The 22,655-nt window shown below is 34.1% G+C and carries 19 protein-coding genes; 10 read left to right on the top strand and 9 right to left on the bottom strand.

Annotated elements, in window-relative coordinates:
• Positions 1–32 precede the first annotated feature (32 nt).
• Positions 33–545, top strand: coding sequence for a hypothetical protein (locus tag BTR34_RS02795; RefSeq protein ID WP_068484153.1), 513 nt, complete (start codon positions 33–35; stop codon positions 543–545).
• Here the strand turns inward: BTR34_RS02795 and xerD are convergent.
• Positions 542–1,444 carry a site-specific tyrosine recombinase XerD gene (xerD, locus tag BTR34_RS02790; RefSeq protein ID WP_068484154.1) on the bottom strand — a complete coding sequence of 301 codons (903 nt, stop codon included), beginning with the start codon at positions 1,442–1,444 and terminating at the stop codon, positions 542–544. The two genes, BTR34_RS02795 and xerD, sit on opposite strands and share 4 nt — an antisense overlap.
• A gap of 183 nt (positions 1,445–1,627) precedes the next feature.
• Between xerD and BTR34_RS02785 the strand changes: the two genes are divergently transcribed.
• The 4 genes from BTR34_RS02785 to BTR34_RS02770 all read left to right on the top strand — a co-directional run bounded on the left by BTR34_RS02785 (position 1,628) and on the right by BTR34_RS02770 (position 4,505).
• Positions 1,628–2,089: a hypothetical protein gene (locus tag BTR34_RS02785; RefSeq protein WP_068484156.1), complete on the top strand. Its 462-nt coding sequence runs from the start codon at positions 1,628–1,630 to the stop codon at positions 2,087–2,089.
• 117 nt (positions 2,090–2,206) lie between these two features.
• A complete protein-coding gene (locus BTR34_RS02780) occupies positions 2,207–2,725 on the top strand; it encodes an outer membrane beta-barrel protein (RefSeq protein ID WP_068484244.1) in 519 nt (172 codons plus the stop codon).
• A gap of 133 nt (positions 2,726–2,858) precedes the next feature.
• Positions 2,859–3,275, top strand: coding sequence for a type II 3-dehydroquinate dehydratase (gene aroQ / locus BTR34_RS02775; protein ID WP_068484158.1), 417 nt, complete (start codon positions 2,859–2,861; stop codon positions 3,273–3,275).
• Positions 3,276–3,341: 66 nt separating this feature from the next.
• A complete protein-coding gene (locus BTR34_RS02770) occupies positions 3,342–4,505 on the top strand; it encodes a PQQ-dependent sugar dehydrogenase (RefSeq protein WP_068484160.1) in 1,164 nt (387 codons plus the stop codon).
• Here BTR34_RS02770 and BTR34_RS02765 read toward each other — a convergent pair.
• From BTR34_RS02765 to BTR34_RS02750, 4 genes are all read right to left on the bottom strand, one after another.
• Positions 4,502–4,789, bottom strand: a complete 288-nt coding sequence (locus BTR34_RS02765; RefSeq protein ID WP_068484162.1) for a DUF3817 domain-containing protein — start codon at positions 4,787–4,789, stop codon at positions 4,502–4,504. The two genes, BTR34_RS02770 and BTR34_RS02765, sit on opposite strands and share 4 nt — an antisense overlap.
• Positions 4,790–4,809: 20 nt before the next feature.
• Positions 4,810–6,201 (bottom strand): dihydrolipoyl dehydrogenase, encoded by a 1,392-nt coding sequence (gene lpdA / locus BTR34_RS02760; protein WP_068484163.1) that lies wholly within the window; start codon positions 6,199–6,201, stop codon positions 4,810–4,812.
• A gap of 200 nt (positions 6,202–6,401) precedes the next feature.
• Complete coding sequence (gene msrB, locus BTR34_RS02755) at positions 6,402–6,899, bottom strand: peptide-methionine (R)-S-oxide reductase MsrB (RefSeq protein ID WP_068484165.1); 498 nt, start codon at positions 6,897–6,899, stop codon at positions 6,402–6,404.
• 153 nt (positions 6,900–7,052) lie between these two features.
• Positions 7,053–7,625 (bottom strand): collagen-like protein, encoded by a 573-nt coding sequence (locus tag BTR34_RS02750; protein WP_068484167.1) that lies wholly within the window; start codon positions 7,623–7,625, stop codon positions 7,053–7,055.
• 175 nt (positions 7,626–7,800) lie between these two features.
• Here BTR34_RS02750 and glgB point away from each other — a divergent pair, with 175 nt between their 5' ends.
• From glgB to BTR34_RS02730, 4 genes are all read left to right on the top strand, one after another.
• Positions 7,801–9,696, top strand: coding sequence for a 1,4-alpha-glucan branching protein GlgB (glgB, locus tag BTR34_RS02745; protein WP_068484169.1), 1,896 nt, complete (start codon positions 7,801–7,803; stop codon positions 9,694–9,696).
• A 65-nt stretch (positions 9,697–9,761) separates the two neighbouring features.
• Positions 9,762–12,164 carry a glycoside hydrolase family 31 protein gene (locus BTR34_RS02740; protein WP_068484171.1) on the top strand — a complete coding sequence of 801 codons (2,403 nt, stop codon included), beginning with the start codon at positions 9,762–9,764 and terminating at the stop codon, positions 12,162–12,164.
• Positions 12,165–12,200: 36 nt separating this feature from the next.
• Entirely contained in the window at positions 12,201–13,010 is an 810-nt protein-coding gene (locus BTR34_RS02735) for a M48 family metallopeptidase (RefSeq protein ID WP_068484173.1), read from the top strand.
• A 59-nt stretch (positions 13,011–13,069) separates the two neighbouring features.
• On the top strand, positions 13,070–14,401 hold the full coding sequence (locus BTR34_RS02730; protein ID WP_068484174.1) for an MFS transporter: 1,332 nt from the start codon (positions 13,070–13,072) through the stop codon (positions 14,399–14,401).
• Between the two features lie 44 nt (positions 14,402–14,445).
• Here BTR34_RS02730 and BTR34_RS02725 read toward each other — a convergent pair whose 3' ends face one another.
• The 4 genes from BTR34_RS02725 to BTR34_RS02710 are packed head-to-tail and all read right to left on the bottom strand — an operon-like array spanning position 14,446 to position 17,387.
• On the bottom strand, positions 14,446–15,171 hold the full coding sequence (locus tag BTR34_RS02725) for a head GIN domain-containing protein (RefSeq protein WP_068484246.1): 726 nt from the start codon (positions 15,169–15,171) through the stop codon (positions 14,446–14,448).
• Positions 15,172–15,197: 26 nt separating this feature from the next.
• Positions 15,198–16,289, bottom strand: coding sequence for a DUF4097 family beta strand repeat-containing protein (locus tag BTR34_RS02720; RefSeq protein WP_068484248.1), 1,092 nt, complete (start codon positions 16,287–16,289; stop codon positions 15,198–15,200).
• Positions 16,270–16,833 carry a hypothetical protein gene (locus BTR34_RS02715; RefSeq protein WP_068484176.1) on the bottom strand — a complete coding sequence of 188 codons (564 nt, stop codon included), beginning with the start codon at positions 16,831–16,833 and terminating at the stop codon, positions 16,270–16,272. The genes BTR34_RS02720 and BTR34_RS02715 overlap by 20 nt, the downstream gene beginning before the upstream one ends.
• On the bottom strand, positions 16,833–17,387 hold the full coding sequence (locus tag BTR34_RS02710) for an RNA polymerase sigma factor (protein WP_068484178.1): 555 nt from the start codon (positions 17,385–17,387) through the stop codon (positions 16,833–16,835). The genes BTR34_RS02715 and BTR34_RS02710 overlap by 1 nt, the downstream gene beginning before the upstream one ends.
• Positions 17,388–17,693: 306 nt before the next feature.
• Here BTR34_RS02710 and BTR34_RS02705 point away from each other — a divergent pair, with 306 nt between their 5' ends.
• The gene (locus tag BTR34_RS02705) at positions 17,694–22,502 is read left to right on the top strand and encodes a PQQ-dependent sugar dehydrogenase (RefSeq protein ID WP_068484180.1); all 4,809 of its coding nucleotides are present in this window, start codon (positions 17,694–17,696) and stop codon (positions 22,500–22,502) included.
• Positions 22,503–22,655 lie beyond the last annotated feature (153 nt).

Here is a 22,655-nt window from a genome sequence, read left to right as displayed (position 1 = left end):
GGATTTTATTTTCTATAATTAGAATTTGTCCTATGAAAATATTGGTTCTTGGTGTAACCCTTTTATGTTTTTTTAATTTAATAGGACAAACAATTGAAGAACCACCGCAATCTTCAAATTCATCAGTAAATGAACTATATATTTCTGGTCATGCTTACCCAGTTAGTGCAATTGGAGAAGTGCATAAGTCATTTACTATTCAATATGGAATTTCTAGATCAATTCAATTAGAATTGCAAGGGTTTTATGATACTTATTTATTGACGGAAAGGTTTAGAACAAACTTTGTTAGTAAATTTTATTTAAACCATAAGCTATACTTATTTACGGGAATGGAAGTTGAAGTAGCCACCGAAGATGAAGGGAAAGCCCCTGTTCCGTATCGTCTTGGTTTTGTGGCAGGTGCTGGGTATGATGTTAGTGAAAATTTTATGTTGGAGGTAAGAAGCAATGTTCAATTAAACAATGCCAGTATTGGCGCTTTTGGTGAAACTAAGTTACAAATGCCCGCAGTGTATACTATTGGTAGTAAATGGAAATTCTAATGATTTTTTCTTGGATGAAAATTGTTCATGACTTCTGCTAAATGCGACCGATCTACATGCATATATATTTCTGTGGTCGTAATGCTTTCATGCCCTAACATTTGTTGAATAGCTCTTAGGTCGGCACCATTTTCTAATAAATGAGTAGCAAAAGAATGTCTAAAAGTATGTGGGCTAATATTTTTCTGTAACCCAATTGTAACAGCCAAATTCTTTACAATGGTGAAAATCATGGCTCGTGTCAATTGTTTACCTCTTCTGTTTAAGAATAAAATATCTTGAAATCCTTCTTTGATTTTTAAATGAACCCTAATTTCGTTTCTATAGATGTTTATATATTTTTTGTTAATATCACTTACGGGTACAAATCGTTGTTTGTCACCTTTACCAGTAACTTTTATAAAATCTTCATCGAAAAAAAGGTCAGACAGTTTAAGGTCGATTAATTCAGATACACGAAGACCACAGCCATACAAAGTTTCAAGCATGGCACGGTTGCGTTCTCCTTCATTGGTACTTAAATCAATTGCTTGAATCAATTTATCTATTTCATTTTCAGAAAGAGTATCGGGTAGTTTTCTGCCTATTTTTGGGGATTCAATTAAATCTAACGGATTGTTGTTTCGTAAATCTTCAAAAATTAAATAATTAAAAAAACTTTTAAGGCCTGATATTATTCTTGCTTGTGACCTTGGATTTACATTTTTAGCAATATCATAAATAAACTGTTGAACAATTTCTTTATCTATTTTAAGAGGCGTCACGGCTATAGAGTTACTACTTAAAAAGAACATTAATTTTTCAATATCCTGTGTGTAACTTTGTATTGAGTTTTTAGATAGACCTCTTTCTAATTTAAGATATACGGTATAATCTTTTAGCGCATGTTTCCAATTCATGGTTTAAAGATAATTGTTATATTTATTATATAATTAAGTATAAATGGTATTAAATACTGGTTTTCTGGTATGTTGGGTTTAATGTTAAATTAATACATTTACAAATCATTAAATCGACTTCTTAAAGTCAGTTTAAAAAGCAATCCTTTTTTAGAATAACACTTAACATTAAAAAACAACAAAATGAAAAAATTATTATTTTTAGTAGTAGCTGTGGTTTTAGGGGCAAATGTTTCAAATGCCCAATCAGATTACACCTTTGCAGCAGGTTTAGGATTAGATGTATTTTCTGGCGCAACTTTAGTAGGGCCAAGTGCCAAATACTTTTTTGCAGAAGAGCATGCTGGGCAAGCAGAGCTAATGTTCGAATCTGGATTAACTACGATTACGGCGCTTTATGAGTACCATGGTGCAATTTCTGGTGCAGATGGTCTTAAATGGTTTGCTGGAGCGGGGCCTTCAATTTTATTATTTGGAGACGGTATAGGTTCTGAAATTGCATTAAGACCAGTTGCAGGCCTTGATTATAAAATTAATAATGTGCCTTTAGCATTTTCTTTTGATTGGAGACCTTTTATTGGTTTAGGAGATTTGACTAACGAAATAGGTGCTTTTGGTATTGGTATTAGATATGTAATTGAATAAGCGTTACATACTTTTGAATGTAAAAAGGGAACTATGTTCCCTTTTTTTATACCCTTTTGTTATATACTATTTACTGTTTCAATGCGTTCTATGCTAATGAAATTTATAACATTAAGCATGAAAAAAACCTTGTTGTTAATAGTATTGACCACTTTTACGAGCCAGATTTTTGCCCAAGAAGGGTTTAAGATGGGAATACAAGCGGGACTTCCGTTTAATGATTTTAATGATGCAGTTAGTGTCGTTGTAGGTGCAGATGTCTCATATATGTATCCTTTAGGGGAGATTGTAGACATTGGGCCTGCAGTAGGTTTTATTCATGGGTTTGCAGAAACTTTTCAGTCTTTCGAAGTACGTAGTGATTTAAAACCAGTACAATTTGCACCAGTTTCGGCAGGCTTGCGCTTTTGGACTTCAAACGATTTTTCATTTGGTGGTAACGTAGGTTATGCTTTTGGGGTAAGTGATAATGTTGAAGGTGGTTTATATTATAGACCAACTATTGCATTTTTAATGAGTTCTAGTGTAGAAGTCAACCTTTCTTATACAGCTATTGAATTAGAAGAATCCTCATGGAATACTTTAACCCTTGGTATTGTATATAATTTTGAACCAAAGTATAGAACGCGTCGTTAATTTACTACAATAATCGTAATATATTTAATTCATTAAGTTCATTTTTATATAAAAAGTCACTGAGGACCCAGTTTCATGAAAGGTCCATTATTTTTTTTATGTTTTGTAGGTCAACAATTGCTATTTTTGATATATGAGAATTATCATTATAAATGGCCCTAATTTAAATCTTTTAGGAAAAAGAGAGCCAGAGGTCTATGGAGCCGAAACTTTTGAAGATTACTTTTCAAAACTTCAATTTAAATTCAAAGATGTTGAGCTAGAATATTTTCAATCTAACATTGAAGGTGAGCTAATTTCAAAAATTCAGGAAATAGGTTTTACATATGATGGTATTGTTTTAAATGCTGCGGCATACACCCATACTTCAGTTGGTATTGGTGATGCTGTAAAAGCAGTTACAACTCCGGTGATTGAGGTTCATATTTCCAATACCCATAGGCGAGAAGAGTTTAGACATGTCTCTTACATTTCTGCACCAGCTAGTGGCGTTATCCTTGGTTTTGGATTAAAAAGCTACGATTTAGCTATTGAGAGTTTTTTATTTTAATTGCAACATTTTCTTAACATCTACATAGTAAGCCTATTACGTACATAGTTGTAAATCTCATCAACTATGAAAAAAATTAGTTTCATTTTATTTAATATATGTGCTCTTTTAATACTATCGTGTAGTGATAAAGATGAACTTGCACTAGCTCCTATAGTTGATGACTCCATCACTTTAATAAGTGCATTTCCAAATTTAACTTTTTCAAACCCTTTAGATTTGCAATCTCCTCTCGATGGCTCTAATAGAATTTTTGTTGCTGAGAAAGGTGGTGTAATTAAGGTGTTTAATAATGATACCACTGAGGAAGAAACTTCAATATTTTTAGATATATCTTCAAGAATTGCAACAGCAAGTGAATTAGGGCTTTTAGGTTTTGCATTTCATCCGGATTATAAGACCAATGGTTTTTTATATGTTACCTATACCCCAAGCCAGGGTTTAGCAGTCGTATCTCGTTTTAAAGTATCGGAAACCGATGCTAATATGGTAAACGAGCCTAGTGAAACAATTTTATTAGAAATTCCTCAACCGGCAACAAACCATAATGGTGGTCAATTGGCTTTTGGTCCCGATGGTTATTTATATATAGCCTCTGGTGATGGCGGAGGAACAGGTGATCCGGACGGTAATGCTCAGAATTTAGAAAATTTACTTGGAAAAATATTACGTATTGATGTAGACAGTCAAGATGCTAATCTAAATTATGCTATACCTACGGATAACCCCTTTGTAGAAAATGAAAATGCGCGAGGTGAGATTTATGCATACGGATTAAGAAATCCATGGCGATTTAGTTTTGATTTGCAAACAAATACAATTTGGACCGCTGATGTAGGCCAAGATGAGAAAGAGGAAATTAATTTGATAGCGAAAGGTGGTAATTACGGTTGGAATATTCTTGAAGGTACTTCTTGTTACCTGGAAACTAATTGTGATACGGACGGTTTAATTGAACCATTTTATGAATACGGCCACAGTGCTAATGATAAATCTGTTACGGGTGGTTATGTATATAGGGGCAATGAATTGCCAGAATTAAAAGGATACTATATCTACGGCGATTTTATTTCTGGTAGAATTTGGGCTTTGGATCAAGCCGGTAATAACAAATTATTATTAGAAACAGGATTAAGTATTTCGTCTTTCGGGATTGATGCCAATAACGAATTGTACGTTTGTAGTTTCGATGGAAAGATTAATAAGTTTTCTGCTTCTGCAGAATTTTAAGTAGTTTCTTCAGTTCTTAAATATTTTTCTTCAACATAAAAAGTAGCGAATGGCAATAGTGATGCTATCCCGAAAATAAATAACTTTTTAATGCTCCATTTGTGCTTAAGACCTACTATTAAGGTAAGTACAATAAAAGCAATAAATAGCACACCATGGGCGTAACCAACCAATTTATTTGGACCAGGAATTTCTGCCCAATATTTTAATGGCATGGTTACCCCGAACAACGCCAAATATGAGATTCCTTCTAAAATTGCCGTTGCTCGAAATAATTTTAACATGCTTTAAATTTATTGATATATTATAAATGGATAACCTCATCATACGCTGCCGCAACTGCTTCCATAACAGCCTCACTCATAGTAGGGTGTGGGTGAACAGCTTTTAATACTTCATGACCGGTAGTTTCTAGCTTACGACCTAAAACTGCCTCAGCAATCATGTCTGTAACACCAGCTCCAATCATATGGCAACCTAACCATTCGCCATATTTGGCGTCAAAAATAACTTTAACGAACCCGTCTGATGCGCCGGAAGCTTTTGCTTTTCCACTAGCAGAAAATGGGAATTTACCAACTTTAATTTCAATACCTTTTTCTCTTGCTTGTTTTTCAGTTAAACCAACTGAAGCAATTTCTGGAGAGCAATACGTACATCCAGGGATATTGCCATAATCTAATGGTTCAACATGCATGTCCGCTAACTTTTCAACACATAATATGCCTTCAGCAGAAGCAACATGTGCTAGCGCCTGCCCTGGAGTTACATCACCGATTGCATAATAACCAGGTATGTTGGTTTGGTAATAATCGTTTACTAAAATTTTATCGCGGTCAGTAGCAATACCAACATCTTCTAAACCTATGTTTTCAATATTAGTTTTAATACCAACAGCAGAAAGGACAATATCGGCTTCTAAAATCTCTTCACCTTTTGCAGTCTTAACTGTGGCCTTAACACCAGAGCCAGAAGTGTCAACGGAAGTAACTTCTGCCGAGGTCATAATTTTAACACCGGCTTTTTTAAAGCTTCTTTCTAATTGTTTGGATACATCTTCGTCTTCAACAGGAACAATATTTGGTAAATATTCAACAACAGTTACTTCTGTTCCCATAGAATTATAGAAATAAGCGAATTCAATACCTATTGCTCCACTACCTACAACGATCATTTTCTTAGGTTGCTTATCTAAGGTCATTGCTTCTCTGTACCCTATAATTTTTTTACCATCTTGTGGTAAGCTAGGTAACTCGCGACTTCTAGCACCAGTTGCAATAATAATGTTGTTAGCACTGTACTCGGTAACTGTACCATCTTCAGCTTTGACCGATATTTTTTTGCCAGGTTTTAAAGTACCATAGCCGTTGATAACTTCAATTTTATTCTTTTTCATTAAGAACTGGACACCTTTGCTCATTCCGTCTGCAACACTACGACTTCTTTTAACAACAGCATCAAAATCTTTATCGACATTGTCCACTTTTATACCGTAATCATCTGCATGTTTCAGGTACTCAAATACTTGTGCAGATTTCAATAAGGCTTTGGTAGGTATACAACCCCAATTTAAGCAAACGCCTCCAAGATTTTCTTTTTCTATAATGGCGGTCTTAAAACCTAATTGAGAAGCCCTGATAGCGGTTACATATCCACCAGGACCACTACCTAGAACAATAATGTCGAAAGTGTTCATATTTTGATTTTTGTAGTTTTTATTGAGGTGTAAAAGTACGAAACGAAATCCAAATTTTAAGTAGGATTTTAAAATATGACCTTTAAATTGATATTGTGATATTTATGATAATTTCTTGTCTATGTAAAGAGGTAATTAAGAAAAGATGAAAATAAAACAGAGGCCCAAAAAGCCTCTGTACTTATTAATAATCGGACAAATTATTCGGCAGGGACAAAGTTTAAGGCAACACCATTTATGCAATGGCGTAAACCGGTTGGCTCTGGACCATCTTCAAATACATGGCCTAAGTGCCCGCCACAAGTAGCACAATGTTCTTCAGTTCTTTTGTAACCAATTTTATAATCCACATCATACGCTACATTACCTTCAATTTCTTCATAAAAACTTGGCCATCCGGTACCAGAATCAAATTTTGTATAACTTTTAAATAATGGAGTAGCACATGCTGCGCAAACATAAGTGCCTTTTTTATTGTTTTTTAAAAGTTCACTAGTAAAAGGGTTTTCAGTGGCAGCTTCACGTAATACATAATATTGAGCATCAGTCAATTCTTTCTTCCATTCAGCATTTGTTTTTTGAACAACAAATTCTTTTTTCTGTTCAACCTTATTTTCGGTCACTATTTCTTTTTCTTGAGAAGTACCTTTGCAGCTTACAAAAAGTACTAAAAGTACAATTACAATATTTATTTTCATTTTTCAATTTTTTTAATTTGTCGGTATTCTATTAAAGTCCTTTCAAGGTATGCTATTTACGTAATCTTTAATATAAGGTTTTAAAAATAGGTGACTAAAAAAAGCCTTTGAAAAAAATCAAAGGCTTTAGTTTAAGTGCTTTTTATATAAAAGTTAATCCAATTTTATTTTCTGAACGTTTTCTTCAGTAACACCTAAATGTGCCATTACTGAATTAATATCTGAAGTGTCCAATTTACCCGTTGTAGATTCAGCTGGTAAAACAGCAATTCTAAATACTTGATTATTCGTGTCGCCGGCAGGCAGGGTAGCTAAATCAAAATCAGATTCTAAGAAAATATTGACATCAAAAAAAGTATGATCAAAATTGTATTGAAGAAGCCCTTGGTCTAATATTCTTGTTTGCGGCATTAATCTCCAAATATCTACTAAATCGCCATTACCATCAACGGTTTCGTCCCATAAAAGATACACAAGTACTACATCTGTTTCAAATACTTCAACACTTTGAGGAAATTCATAGAAGATTGAATAATCGTTATCCAAGGTAAAAGTACCTTCTATATCCATCACCTTTCCTAAAATGTTAACTCCATCCGCACCGTCTGCACCATTCAATCCGTCAAGACCATCAAATCCGTCATAACCAGCAGGTCCCTGTGGGCCTTCACAGGAAATTAAAAATATAGTTATTAATACGCCTAATAATAAGTTCAGTTTTCTCATAATAATATTGTTATTCGGTTTATGTATAGAATATTGTGATGATGATTCAAAAAGCGTTCCATTTTTGGTATTTAAAGATATAAATCGGATATTACTTGATATATTTTCAATAAAAAATAATCAAAGGTGACCATCTATAAAAGATGATTAGCTTTACCAAAAACGAAACCTTTATATGCCTAACGTAATAGTTCATACTTTATTTACAGATTTTGACATAGACCTTTTTAAAAGTGGTAAGCACTATCGACTTTATGAAAAGCTAGGCTCACACTTAATAGAAGTTGATAGTGTGGCCGGAACATATTTTGCGGTATGGGCACCTTCGGCAAAATCTGTTTCAGTTGTTGGAAATTTTAATTCTTGGAATGTTGAGGAGCATCAATTAAATGTTCGATGGGATTCTAGTGGTATATGGGAAGGTTTTATACCCAATGTTGGCAAAGGCGAGGTGTATAAGTACAAAATACAATCTAACAATAACGATATATGGACAGAAAAAGCTGATCCATTTGCTAAATATTGTGAGCATCCGCCCAATACGGCATCCATAATATGGACTTCGGAACATACGTGGAAAGATAAAGCCTGGATGGGCTATAGAAAAGATAAGAATGGATTGGACAAGCCCTATTCCGTTTACGAAGTACATTTGGGATCATGGAAGAAAAATGTTGAAAATAAGTTTTTGACCTATAAAGAGTTTGCAAAAGACTTGGTGTCTTATGTAAAGGAAATGGGGTATACCCATGTGGAGTTTATGCCTGTAATGGAGTACCCGTATGATCCGTCTTGGGGTTATCAACTAACAGGATATTTTGCGCCTACATCTAGATTTGGTGCACCAGAAGATTTTAAATTGTTGGTAGATACTTTTCATCAAAATGATATTGGTGTAATTTTAGATTGGGTACCCTCGCATTTTCCAGAAGATGCGCATGGACTTGGTTTTTTCGATGGCTCTAATTTATATGAACATCCAGATAGAAGAAAAGGTTACCATACCGATTGGAAAAGTCTAATCTTTAATTATGGTAGAAATGAAGTTAGGGCATTCTTAATTAGTAATGCCTTATTCTGGTTAGATCAGTTCCATATAGACGGTTTGCGTGTAGATGCAGTTGCCTCTATGCTATATTTAGATTATTCTAGAGAAGATGGTGAATGGGAACCAAATATGTATGGCAATAATGAAAATTTAGAAGCGATATCATTTTTAAGGGAATTGAATGAGGCGGTATATTCGAATTTTGAAGGTGTGCAGACCATTGCAGAAGAATCAACTGCGTTTACAGGGGTTTCCAAAGCGGTTGAGTTTGGTGGCTTAGGATTTGGTATGAAATGGATGATGGGTTGGATGCATGATACATTACAATTCTTTAAGAAAGAAGCCATATATAGAAAGCATCATATGAATGATCTTACTTTTGGTATGACGTATACATTTACAGAAAATTTTATGTTGCCTTTTTCTCACGATGAGGTTGTATATGGTAAACAGTCTTTAGTGTATAGGATGCCAGGAGATGAATGGCAACGATTTGCCAATTTAAGGCTATTATTTGGGTATATGTTCACGCATCCAGGCACAAAACTGATGTTTATGGGCGGTGAATTTGGGCAAACGGAAGAATGGAATTTTGAGCAAAGTTTAGACTGGCATTTATTGCAGTACGAAGGTCATAAAGGTATTCAAGATTTTGTAAAAGACTTAAATCATTTATATAAAGGTTCGCCAGCGTTATACGAGAAGCAATTTAGTCCCGAAGGTTTTCAATGGATAGATTACAGCGATCATGAAAATTCTATATTAACCTATATTCGTAAAGGGCATGATAAAGAGAACGATTTAATTATTGCTTGTAATTTTACACCGGTACCACGAGAAAATTATAGAATTGGGATACCAAAAAAAGGAAAAATTAAAGAAATATTAAATAGTGATGATAAAAAATACGGCGGCGGCGGAAATTTAAATAAGACAATAAAAACTACCACTAAGCCGTCACACGGGCATAAAAAGTCTATTGAAATTACGATTCCACCTTTAGGTATTGTAATACTCAGATAAAAATCTGTTATCAAAATAGCTTTAAATAACTCCCGTTGTAATGTTATTTATTAATAAATATTTTCATGATTACAAATACAGAGCTTGAGTATAAAGGTAATTTATATCCAAATCAGATAGTACAGTTTACCCAAGATACCGATAAGTTATATTTTACCACTAATAACGGTGTTGTTCTGCAGATTACAATTCTTAGAGGAAGTGTAATTAGATTTAGATACGCAACAAACTATAATTTTGAGCCAGATTTTTCATATGCTATTGATCCCAAAAGTACAATAGGGTATAGCAAGTTAGAAGTTGAAGAGAACGATACGGAATATATTATTTCAACAGCAAGGGTAAGTGTATTGGTAGATAAGAAAACCCTTAGAACCCAAATTTCAGATTTATCGGGAAATATAATATGCGAAGATGAGCTTGGCTTTCACTGGGAGGAAAATTATGAATACGGCGGTAATACCGTTAAAATGAGTAAGATTGCGCAAGCAGGCGAATGTTTTTACGGTATGGGAGATAAAGCCATGCATAGTAATTTAAAGGGAAAAAGGGTAGAGAATTGGGTAACAGATCAATTCGCTTATGGAAAGGATCAAGATCCATTATATAAGGCAATTCCATTTTATATAGGCTTAAGTAAAGGAAATGCATACGGGGTTTTTTTTGATAATAGTTTTAAGACAAGTTTCGATTTTTCGCATGAGCGAAGAAATGTAACAAGTTTTTGGGCAGATGGGGGTGAAATGAATTATTATTTCATTTTTGGACCAGATATGGCAGGTGTTGTTAGTTCATATTCAAGTTTAACAGGAACTCCAGAAATGCCTCCTATGTGGGCTTTGGGCTTTCATCAATCTAAATGGAGTTATTATCCCGAGAATAATGTAAAAGAAATTACCAAGCAGTTTCGTGATTTAAGAATACCATGTGACGCCATATATCTTGATATAGACTATATGGATGGCTTTAGATGTTTTACATGGGATAAAAATCATTTTCCAGACCCAAAGAGAATGATATCGGAACTTGAGGAAGACGGGTTCAAAACCGTAATAATGATAGATCCAGGCATAAAAGTGGATCGTGATTATTGGGTGTATAATGAGGCGTTAGAGAATGATTATTTCTGCAAAAGAGGTGATGGCCCTTTAATGCAAGGAAAGGTTTGGCCAGGCGAGTGTAATTTTCCAGACTTTACAAACCCTGCTGTACGCGAGTGGTGGGCGGAATTATATAAGGAGTTTATGACGGAGTTGGGTGTACATGCCGTTTGGAATGACATGAACGAACCTGCTGTAATGGAGGTGCCAACAAAAACGGCACCTTTAGATACAAGACATAATTATGACGGCCACCCATGTACCCATAGAAAAGCCCATAATATTTATGGTATGCAAATGGTTAGGGCAACTTTTGATGGTGTAAAAAAATATGTATATCCCAAACGCCCATTTGTAATTACGAGAGCAGCTTTTGCAGGTACACAACGATATTCATCAACTTGGACAGGGGATAATGTAGCGACATGGGAGCATTTATGGCTTGCAAATGTGCAAGTGCAACGAATGTGTTTAAGCGGATATTCTTTTGTGGGTTCTGATATAGGTGGATTTGCAGAGCAACCAGATGGAGAGCTATTTGCTAGATGGGTGCAGTTGGGTATTTTTCACCCATTTTGTAGAGTACACTCAAGCGGTGATCACGGAGATCAAGAGCCTTGGTCTTTTGGGACAGAAATTACAGACATTGTAAGGAAGTTTATAGAATTACGTTATCAGTTATTACCCTATTTATATACCATGTTTTATAAATATACCAAAGAAAATATGCCAATGATACAAGCTTTGGTTTATTATGATCAAGAAGATACACAAACTCACTTTAGAACAGACGAATTTATTTTTGGCGAAAAAATATTAGTATGTCCAATTCAAGAGCCTAATGCACAAGGTCGTAGAATGTATATTCCTAAAGGAAATTGGTATGATTTTTGGACTAGTGAACCCGTAGAAGGAGGTAAGGAAAAATGGGTAGCTGCTGAATTAGATATGTTGCCAATTTTTGTAAAAGCAGGGGCTATTATTCCTAAATATCCTGTACAACAATATGTTGAAGAAAAAGATATTGATGAACTTTTGTTAGAAGTTTATTATAAAAAAGGGACAGAGTCCTCTGAGATATATGAAGATGCCAATAATGGGTATGATTATAAGAAAGGAAGATACGCTTTAAGTAATTATAAACTAACCGGTAAAGAAAAATCGTTAACAATTCAACTTTTTAAAGATGGTAGTTTTGAAACGCAGTATGATACAATTAGACTTAATTTTCATGGATTACCTTTTGCAATTGATACCGTAATGTTAGATAATGAGGAAGTATCATTAAGAAATTTAAGTGAAATTCAGGATAATATTTTGCAAATAGACAAAGATTTTTCGCTATTACATATAACCGGAAAAGAATAACTTTGTATTTTATTGACACTAACTAAATTTTATAAAATGAAAAAAATAGTATTGATATTTGTCCTATTTATAGGGGTTTCAGCCTGTAAGGTTAATCCGTTTACAGGTCAGAAAACGTTGAATTTTTACCCTAACAGTCAAGTATTTCCTTCGGCATTTGCCCAGTATGATCAATTTTTAACAGAAAATAAGGTAGTTACAGGTACGGCAGAATCTCAAATGATCACAAGAGTTGGTCAGCGAATTTCATCAGCTGCAGAACGATGGTTAACTGCAAATGGTTACCCAGGATACTTAAAAGATTATAAGTGGGAATATAAGTTGGTAAATGATGAAACTGTAAATGCATGGTGCATGCCAGGAGGTAAAATTGTTTTTTACACGGGTATTCTTCCAATTACACAAACAGAGACTGGTGTTGCGGTAGTTATGGGCCATGAGGTGGCACATGCATTGGCAGACCATGGGGCACAACGTATGAGTGCTGGTACACTACAACAAGTGGGAGCCGTGGCTGGTAATATTGCTATACAAGATGAGCAGAAACGTAACTTATTTAACCAAGCATACGGCATTGGGTCTCAAGTAGGTGTAATGCTCCCATTTAGTAGAGGCCACGAGACTGAGGCGGACCGTATTGGTTTACAGATAATGGCAATAGCCGGTTATGATCCATATGAAGCTTCTGAATTGTGGAAACGTATGAAAGCAAATAGCGGAGGCGAAGCACCGCCAGAATTTATGAGTACGCACCCATCAAACGATACTAGAATAAATAACCTAACAGCTTGGGCGCCAGATGCTGCAGCTGAAGCTGCAAAATTTGGAGTAACAAAATTTCAATAAAAAGTTAAGGATTGTTGTATATTGAAGCCGTTCAGAAATGAACGGCTTTTAATTTTTATATGGGAAAAACACTGGTCTTAAAAGGAAGTAGAAAATTATTAAATGCATGGGCCTTTTATGACTGGGCAAATTCAGTATATAGTCTGGTAATCTCATCAGCAGTATTTCCTATATTTTATGGCGCCCTTTTTAGGGTTGCCGGTATTGAAAAAGTAACTGTATTTGGTAGTGAAATATCTAGAGCACCACTAATTAGCTATACCACTTCTTTAGCATTTGTTTTTATTGCGATAATAACGCCTTTAATATCTGGTATAGCCGATTATTTAGGAAATAAAAAAATGTTCATGAAATTCTTTTGCTATTTAGGCGGACTTTCATGCATAGGGTTAAACTGGTTTTCCCTTGAGAATATTTATTTTGGACTTATATGTTATTTCTTTGGTCTAGTTGGGTTTTGGGTAAGTTTTGCTATTAATAACTCCTATTTGCCCGATGTAGCCTTTCCAAAACAACAAGACGCTATTAGTGCTAAAGGATTTTCTTTAGGTTACATAGGTAGTGTAGTTCTGCTGATTTTCAACTTGGCTATGGTTATGAAACCAGACTTTTTCGGAATTACGACGGATGAGGCTGGGGCAGCTGAAATTAAAGCAATGAAATACTCTTTTGTAACCGTAGGGATTTGGTGGATAGTTTTTGCTCAGTACAGTTTTTATTATCTCCCAAAAGGGTTCAAAAAAGTTGGAAAACGTACAAATATAGTGTTAAACGGTTTTAAAGAGCTTAAACAGGTATGGTTACAATTAAGTAATTTAATAAAGCTTAAAAGGTACTTGGGAGCCTTTTTTGTATATAGTATGGCCGTTCAGACAGTAATGTTAATTGCCACCTATTTTGGAGAAGAGGAAATAGCATGGGGAACAGATTCCGAACGTACAACCGGACTTATTATCAGTATTTTGGTAATACAGTTGGTTGCCATTTTTGGAGCTACCATAACGGCGAGGGCATCTAACAAATATGGAAATATTAAAACATTAATTGTTGTGAATGCACTTTGGGTATGCATTTGTGTTTATGCATATTTCGTAATTACTCCAATAGATTTTTATATTGCTGCTGGTTGCGTAGGTTTGGTAATGGGAGGGATACAAGCCTTGTCAAGATCTACTTATTCAAAGTTTTTGCCAGAAACTAAGGACACTACTTCTTTCTTTAGCTTTTATGATGTAGCCGAAAAAATTGGAATTGTAATAGGAACATTTTTATATGGCTTTGTAGCACAGTTTACTGGGAGTATGCGCAGTTCAATAATATTTTTAGGATTATTTTTTTTAATTGGCATGTTTTTACTCGTTAGGGTTAAAGAAGCAAAAAAGCCTCTATAATAGAGGCTTTCTTAAATTGATTGTTCGCTATTTTGATTTATATCTTAACCTCTGGAAATATCTCCTGAACCAGAAGTTTTTGTGTCTACTTTTTCAGGATTTCCTCTGTAAGAAATATCACCTGAACCAGAAACGCGCGCTTTAATAGATTTATTTGCGGTAACTTGTATGTCTGCAGAACCAGATATTGTAGCTTCTACATGGTCGGCATCAAGGTCGTAGGCTTCAATATCACCACTTCCTGAAATGGTTGCATCAAAATCAATAGTTCTGCCACTTAGCGAAATATCACCAGAACCCGACATAGTTGCCGATAAAGAACTTGTATCAATATCTAAAGAGATATCTCCAGAACCCGACATGGCCGTGCTGAATTTGTCGGTTTTAATTTTCGTTTTTCCAACGATATCACCAGAACCTGACATGGCAACATGGCTAATAGTCTCAATAGGTACCGTAATATGAATGCCAGATTTCCAGCTACTTGGTTTTAGGTTTACGCCTTTTTCCGTTTTTATGACTAATTTTCCATCCTTGACTTCAGTGATAATATATTCTAATAGGTTTGCTTCACCTTTTAAAGTTATTTCACCTTCGTTGCCTGAGACTAATTCCACATCAAACCAGCCTGATACGGCTACACCGTCGTAATCTGCTGTACTTCTTTCAATAGTTACATTATTGCCATCACCTTTAATGGTCTTTCCCCATTGGGCTGAACAAGATAGGGAGATTAATCCCGTACATAGTAATACACTTAATCTTTTCATGATTGTCATTTTTAATTGATTGATACTTATTTTTTGGTAAAACTTATTCCGCCATAATCACTTGACAGCGTTATTTTATTGCCACTTCCTTTAGATCCGTAAAATCCTTCATAATGTTTGTCAGAAGATTTTTCTGTACTGATGTTAATGGTAAAGTCATCCTTTCCGCTAACTCCCGCATAACTAGTAGATATATCAAAATCAAAGTGGTAATCGCTGTTATATCCAATTTTTATCCCAGTATAATCGGTTCTTATATTTACATTTCCTGCATCGGCCGCTAATTCTTCAATTCGTAGAGAACCATAATCAGCACTAATTGAAACATCACCATGAACAATTCCTAGTTTTACCGTAATATAATCGCCATTTCCGTTAATGTTATTTAGTTCTTTCACATCCATGTTACCATAGTCGCTGGTATATTCTAAATTTTCCATTATACCTATACTAGCATTGGTATAGTCGGCATTTATGGCAAGATTTCCAGCTTTTTCGATAGTAAATCCAGAATAATCTGCCCTAATTTCCCCACTATTAATATAGCCAATGTTTGACTTGGAGGTATAATCAAAATTTAATCGATTGTTACGGCCTCTTAATTCTCCTATATCTAGGCTACCATAATCACAATTTATTTTAGCATGCCCATCAACTCTATCTAGAATTATATTGCCATAATCATTATTTAAGTCCACGTTGTTTTTAACTGGAACTTTAATTGTGTAATTAATTTGCATATTTACATTATTGTTGTTTCCCCAGCTCCATCCCCAGCCCTTATTGTCTTTATTGAAAATTGTTTCGGCAAAAACACGGTCAGCACTGGCTTCAAAATCAACAGAAATTTCATCTAATTTTTTTTGAACCTTCTCTTCATTATTTCCATTGGTTTTAATGTGTACTTCTATAACTAAACGATTTTCATTCCAAGAAGTAATGTTAAGATTTCCGTAAGAGTTACTGACTTTTAATAAGGCATTTGTATTAACGTTAAACTCTTTTTTAATGGTTTTTTCTTTCGTATGTTTTCCGTCCATATTTTTGTCATGGGCCGTAACACCAGTGGAAAACGCTATAACCAATAGCCAGGTATATTTAAATAGTATAGTTCGCATCATTTATATTTTTTATTGTTTTAATATTTTCTATCTGAATCATAACTTCATTTAAAAGGTCTATCCTCGTTTGGAAATTGGTAATCATGGCGCTTAATATTAATTTACTATTTCCACCATTTAATAGGTCTTGTTCCATTTTGTCATAATCCAATTGTAATTTTTTCAATTGTAACATGGTATCATTAATAATTTTTTCTGTCTCTGGTGATTTTTCAGCGTTAAGCTCCTTTATTTGTTCCTCGATCAGATTCGCAAAGTGAAATTGTGTCTTAGAGGCTTCAGGAGAAATTTTTGCAACTTGCTTATCAATGGTGTAAGCGGTATTCAATTGAAATACGCCAACAGTTAACAAAAGTGTTATTGCAGCAGCTACAAAAGCCATTCGCAACCAAGAATAGTTCTTTTTTGGTGCAAGGGTCGCAACACCATTGGCTGCGTTTAGTTTATCCAAAAAGCGCATTTGATGACCTTCGTTCGGTTCTTCAAAATCTATTTTATCATGTAATCTATTAAATAGGTTTTCTATAGTATCTTTTTTCATCAGATTGCTAGTATTAATTTTTTTCTTAGACTTTCCTTTGCGCGTGAAACAGTAGTTCTACAATTGGCATAGCTAATGTTCATGATCTCACTAATTTCATCGTAATCATATCCTTCAATTAGATGTAAGGTCAAAGAAATTCTGTAATTGTCTTTTAAATCTTTCATGGTTTCCATCACTTTTTGAGCCTTTAGTTCTGTAAACACATGATCAGATGCAATTCCGTCATTATCTTCGACCTTGTACAATACTTCATCTAAAGCAACTTCATTCTTTTTTTGTTGCTTTCTATATTGATGTATGCTGTTGTTAATAACAATGCGTTTTAACCAAGATCCAAAAGTTACTTCCCCTTTAAAAGTATGCAGTTTAGTAAATGCGCTTAAAAACGATTCTTGCATAATATCTTCTGCTAAGGCAGTATCCTTTACGATTCTGAGTGCTGTATTGAACATAGCCTTGTAATACCTGTTATACACTTCTAGCTGTGCACTTTGTTTACCGGCCATGCACAATTGCACTAGCTCATCAATATGTTCCTTTTGTTGGCTCAAAAAGTGATTGGTTTATTGAAAGATGATTGAATTTACGGTTTGTTACAGTGAAAGTTATTTTTTTTATCGAATGAGATAATTAAAAACAATTTTTTTATGTTTTTTTTCATTTTGAAACGTTGTTATAATAAATAACAAGAAAATGACTCTAATTTTTGTTGGAATAGTTAAATGAGAAAGTTGTAGTTTATCGAATATATTAGTCAAATTAGTAATAATATGATCTAAAATTGAAATTACAACGTAATTATAGTGTGCTTTACCGCATATTTTAAACTATTACCACCAAATTTTAACCTATAATTTATGAACAAAAAATTACTTTCTCTTTTATTTATATTAGTATTTAAATTTAGCAGTTTCGCTCAGGAAGCGATAACATACCAAGATGCATTTCCTAATTTAACATTTGAATTTCCAGTAGAAATACAAAATGCTTCAGACGATTCTAACAGAATGTTTGTTGTTGAACAACAAGGGGTAATAAAAGTTTTTAATACTACTGAAAATAGTAATAATGCAGAAGTTTTTCTTGATATAAAAGATATGGTTAGTTTTTCTTCCGGGCAAGAGATAGGACTGTTAGGTTTAGCTTTTCACCCTAATTTTAAGGCTAATAAAACCTTTTACGTTTATCATACAAAGCAGAGTACGGTGGCTAATGTAGATGTTGAAGTTGTATTAGCAAAGTATACTGTTGACCCAATTAATGAAAATAGGGCAGATGCTAATAGCCGATTAGAAATTTTTAGTTTTGACAAAAATCAAAATACTTCAAACCACAATGGTGGTAAAATTGCGTTTGGACCAGATGGTTACTTATACATATCAGTAGGTGATGGCGGCGGCGGCGGCGACCCAAATGGCAATGCACAGAATTTAGATAATATTTTTGGCAGTATTCTACGAATTGATATTGATTTAGATAATAATAACCCAATAGAGAATAATCCAGATTTACCAAATGGTAATTACGAAATCCCTAATGATAATCCAAGAGTTGGTATCGCTGGTTTAGATGAACTATATGCTTGGGGAATTCGAAATACGTGGAAATTTTCATTTGAAAATGAAACACTTTGGGGAGCAGACGTTGGCCAAGATCAAGCAGAGGAGATAAATCATATTATTATAGGAGGTAATTATGGCTGGAATCGTTTTGAAGGTAATAATAGCTATAATAGCGCTACCCTTTTATCCACAAGACCAGATATAAAACCAATATTTGAATATGACCATACTAAAGGCGATCGTTCTATAACGGGAGGTTATGTATACGATGGTGAAAGTACTAATACGTTGATTAAAGGTAAATATATATATGCTGATTATGTTACAGGAAGGGTATGGGCGCTTGATTATAATGAAGAGTTGAATACATCCACCAATAATCTATTATTTAGAACAAACGGAGATTATGTATCAAGTTTTGGATTGGACGAAACTGGTGAAATGTATTTTAGTGGTTATGGTACCAATGCAAAGATTTATAAAATAAATGGAGGTGACGAACCTGTGATTACTGAGCCAGAAAAAATAAATGGTATTGGATATTGGAATGCATTTACAGAAAGCACAGATGGTGTTATTAACTGCATTGTAGAAAATGGTGAGGATATTTATATTGGGGGCTTATTTACTAAAGTTGGCGCTGTTTCTGCGAGTAATTTGGCAATTTATAATAAACAAACAGGTTGGAAAACAACAATTGGCGGGCCAAATGGAGAAGTCAAGTCTATTGCTATAAGTCCAAATAACGAGGTAGTAATAGGAGGGTCGTTCAGTACCGTAAATGGTATAAATGCAAATAATATAGCGTTGTGGGATGGTATTTCATGGAGTGCGCTGGGAGTAGGCACTGATGGGCCTGTAGCTAAAATTGCTATTGACTCCGATTCTAAAATCTATGCAGGAGGAGCATTTGTAAAAGCGGGTAATCTTGTGGTAAATAATATTGCTATTTGGGATAATGCTTGGGCAGCTATTAAAGAGTCGACTTCACTAGTGGCAGGTTTAAATAATGAAGTTAGAGAAATAGTACTTTCAGAAAATGGAATAGTTTATATAGGAGGTAATTTTGATACAGCTGGCGAAAAAAGCGCAGCAAGAATTGCTACTTGGAATGGAAATAACTGGGGAACATTAGGAGAAGGTACAAGTGGTTTTGTTGAATCAATCGCTTTAAAAGATAATTATGTTTATGCTGGAGGGAACTTCAATTTGGCTTCGAATGAAACAGTAAACCGTATTGCAAGATGGGATATAACTTCAAATAAATGGGAAAAATTAGGTAATGGGCTTAGTGGTAGTGTTAAATCTATTGCTATATATGATAACGAAATTTATGCGGCGGGTAGTTTTGTTTTTGCCAGTAATGAACAATCAAAAACCATTATCGTCAACAATATTGCTCAGTTTTCAGATTTAAACGGATGGCAGCCATTAGGTGAAGAATTACAAATTGGAACCAATGGTTTGGTTAATTCTATCCTGTTTTCAGAAGCTGACAATATTTTGTATGTAGGTGGTAATTTTACTAAAGTTGGTGATGTTAATTCTAATTTCATGGGCTCTTGGTCAAAAAGTTTTGTTTGTACCGATGATAGTGTTATCCAAGAATATCAAATTGATGGTGTTTGGTCAAGTGGCGAAAATACTATTGAAGTTAATGATGGTTCAGATTTAGTTTTGAGCATATTACCTAACAACAAAAAATTTAAGATAATCCTTCCGAATGGGTCGGAAGTAGAAGTTGATTTAGAATTGCCGAATATTTCGGAAACCTCGGCAGGGATATACATTTTTGAAACAGAGGAAGGTTGTTCTGCAACTTTAGACATAAAAGTTGTTCCAAAAGTGGAATGTAATTTAGATTTGTTAATTACCGAGTATAGGAAAAATGAAGTAGCCTGGATTCCTTTAATTAATAATGAATTAATTGTCGTTGAAGGTGATTTAGTTGAGTTGAGATTAGTGGGTACAGATGAAGAATATACCATTACAAAACCTGATGGTATTTTGGTTCAAGGAGAATTAACAGTGTCTAATTACTCATCTAATGATGCAGGAACTTATGTATTTGAAACTAAGTCTGGTTGTTTAAAAAATATAGTCTTAAAAGGTTGTGATAGTGCTTCAATTAATCCAGAATTTAAAATAGCTGATGGTGAATGGGTTGCAGATGAAACAAAAACAGTTGTCGATGAAGGAGTTTCTTTTTCAATAGGAATGCCGAATTCTAATAATACTTACACGGTTACTACTCCAAACGGGGAAGTAAATAATGGCATTTTTTATATAGAAGAAATAGCTAAAAAAGATGAAGGTGATTATGTTATTACTGAAAATTCTGGTTGTTCATCTATATTTTCTTTAGAAGTAATTGCAATTATAAATGAGGAATGCCCTAATGCGTTGTTAAATGAAAATACCCTATTAGACCTATCAAATGGTATTAATTACGGGGACAATTTATTAGTTGAAAGTAATAATTTAGATGTAAATAACTCTACCTGTTCGTTATTAATATCGTCCCTGACAGATAATAGACCATGGGAAAAGTATATGATTAGTATGAATTTGGAGGAATTAGGGATAACTCCAGGAGATACATTGAACATAAGCCTTGATGGTAAAAATATTGATGGTAATGCAAGAATAGAAGTGGTTCAAAATAACAAACCCAATACGTGGTTACTAGGACATACTTTTACCGATGAATGGACTACATATTCTCAAAATATTGTAGTTCCTCAAGATATAGTTACTCTTGATATTTGGTTGTTTTCAAATTACAGTTTCAATGAACGAGGAACCGTATTGTATGATAATTTAATAGTAGAGAAATTAAAGAAAGACGATGCACCTATTTCTGAATGCGCAAATACAATTAGTAATATAAGTGAGGATATTATTCTTGAAAACTATAGATTGGAATCTGGTTTGGACAATTTAAAAGGTTTAGAAAGTGGTGAGGAGAAATATGGATGCGTTTTAGAGATTACAAATAATGATCAAAATCAGCCTTGGGCTAGGCATTCAATTTCTATAAATATTGAAAATAATAACATAAAGCCTGGTGATGTTTTAAGTATCAGTATAGATGCTAAAGCTATAGATGGGAATGCTAGAATAGAAGTTGTTCAAGACAATAAGCCAAATACATGGCTAATGGGCAACACCTTTACAAGCGATTGGTCCACAAGTACAAAACAAATAATAGTACCGGATAATATTACAACTTTAGATATTTGGTTGTTTTCTAATTATGCAGAATATGAAGGCGGTACATCTTTATTTGGAAATTTAATTGTTGAAAAAGTTGGAGAAGTAGAAGAGCCAATTGAAAGCTGTGAAGATTCATTAGTTAATAGTAACGATGAAATTATCCTTACCAATGAACGCCTACAGGCAGGCCTTGACAAAGTGGAAGGAGTAGATAGTTTAGTTTCTGAAATTGGCTGCGTATTTCAAATTGTAAATGAAGATCAAAATCAACCTTGGGCTAGGTATTCTATGACCATTGATATTTTAGAAAACAATTTAGAAGTTGGTGACGAGCTGTTATTTAGTATAGACGGTAAAACTATAGAAGGTGGTGCTAGAATAGAAGTTGCAGAAAATGATAAACCAAATGCATGGCAGTTAGGGCATAATTTTAGTACTGAATGGAGCAATTATTCCCAAAGTATAATTATACGTCCAAATACGGCTACTTTAGATATTTGGTTATTCTCAAATTACGGAGTAAGTTCAGGAGAAGGATTAGCTCAATTTGCAAATTTATCTGTTCAAAAAATTGATAATAGAGTGCTTACCCCACTTAGGATTAATTTAAGTAATGTTGTTGATGTAGAACCATTGGACGTACCTATAAGTGTATATCCAAATCCGACTACAAATAAAGTTTATGTAGATGTATCTACTTTTTTAGGACAAGAACTAACACTAAGTCTTATAAGTCCAAATAGTGTGTTATTAGTAAGTGATTTCTATAAGAAGAACCACAATAATATCCTTGAGCTAGATTTATCTTCATATCCTCCAGGGGTGTATTTAATTTCAATTACCTCTGAAAATGGTAACGTAAGCGTTAAGAAAGTTGTTAAGACGTAGTTCTTAAGTTTAAAAGAGAAGTTTTCCGGCCCTATAAAATAATTTTATAGGGCCGGCTTCGTTCGTTAATTGGCACAAGAATTGAAATAGTTAGTTGCAAATGAAGATGCAAAAGCTGTATTCGCTTGGTTTTTATTGCGTTTATAGGATTTA

It is taken from the genome of Maribacter hydrothermalis (genome assembly GCF_001913155.1).
Classification (GTDB): domain Bacteria; phylum Bacteroidota; class Bacteroidia; order Flavobacteriales; family Flavobacteriaceae; genus Maribacter; species Maribacter hydrothermalis.
Note: the sequence above shows the minus strand (reverse complement) of the source record. Positions and strands in the feature narration are given on the sequence as shown.

Bases quoted from the DNA above. Each gene is read 5' to 3' on its own strand.
- BTR34_RS02780 (WP_068484244.1), top strand. From the start codon at position 2,207: ATGAAAAAAACCTTGTTGTTAATAGTATTGACCACTTTTACGAGCCAG.
- BTR34_RS02785 (WP_068484156.1), top strand. From the start codon at position 1,628: ATGAAAAAATTATTATTTTTAGTAGTAGCTGTGGTTTTAGGGGCAAAT.
- BTR34_RS02750 (WP_068484167.1), bottom strand. From the start codon at position 7,625: ATGAGAAAACTGAACTTATTATTAGGCGTATTAATAACTATATTTTTA.
- BTR34_RS02725 (WP_068484246.1), bottom strand. From the start codon at position 15,171: ATGAAAAGATTAAGTGTATTACTATGTACGGGATTAATCTCCCTATCT.
- lpdA (WP_068484163.1), bottom strand. From the start codon at position 6,201: ATGAACACTTTCGACATTATTGTTCTAGGTAGTGGTCCTGGTGGATAT.
- BTR34_RS02795 (WP_068484153.1), top strand. From the start codon at position 33: ATGAAAATATTGGTTCTTGGTGTAACCCTTTTATGTTTTTTTAATTTA.
- BTR34_RS02735 (WP_068484173.1), top strand. From the start codon at position 12,201: ATGAAAAAAATAGTATTGATATTTGTCCTATTTATAGGGGTTTCAGCC.
- BTR34_RS02770 (WP_068484160.1), top strand. From the start codon at position 3,342: ATGAAAAAAATTAGTTTCATTTTATTTAATATATGTGCTCTTTTAATA.
- BTR34_RS02715 (WP_068484176.1), bottom strand. From the start codon at position 16,833: ATGAAAAAAGATACTATAGAAAACCTATTTAATAGATTACATGATAAA.
- xerD (WP_068484154.1), bottom strand. From the start codon at position 1,444: ATGAATTGGAAACATGCGCTAAAAGATTATACCGTATATCTTAAATTA.
- BTR34_RS02720 (WP_068484248.1), bottom strand. From the start codon at position 16,289: ATGCGAACTATACTATTTAAATATACCTGGCTATTGGTTATAGCGTTT.
- msrB (WP_068484165.1), bottom strand. From the start codon at position 6,899: ATGAAAATAAATATTGTAATTGTACTTTTAGTACTTTTTGTAAGCTGC.
- BTR34_RS02705 (WP_068484180.1), top strand. From the start codon at position 17,694: ATGAACAAAAAATTACTTTCTCTTTTATTTATATTAGTATTTAAATTT.
- BTR34_RS02740 (WP_068484171.1), top strand. From the start codon at position 9,762: ATGATTACAAATACAGAGCTTGAGTATAAAGGTAATTTATATCCAAAT.
- aroQ (WP_068484158.1), top strand. From the start codon at position 2,859: ATGAGAATTATCATTATAAATGGCCCTAATTTAAATCTTTTAGGAAAA.
- BTR34_RS02765 (WP_068484162.1), bottom strand. From the start codon at position 4,789: ATGTTAAAATTATTTCGAGCAACGGCAATTTTAGAAGGAATCTCATAT.
- BTR34_RS02730 (WP_068484174.1), top strand. From the start codon at position 13,070: ATGGGAAAAACACTGGTCTTAAAAGGAAGTAGAAAATTATTAAATGCA.
- glgB (WP_068484169.1), top strand. From the start codon at position 7,801: ATGCCTAACGTAATAGTTCATACTTTATTTACAGATTTTGACATAGAC.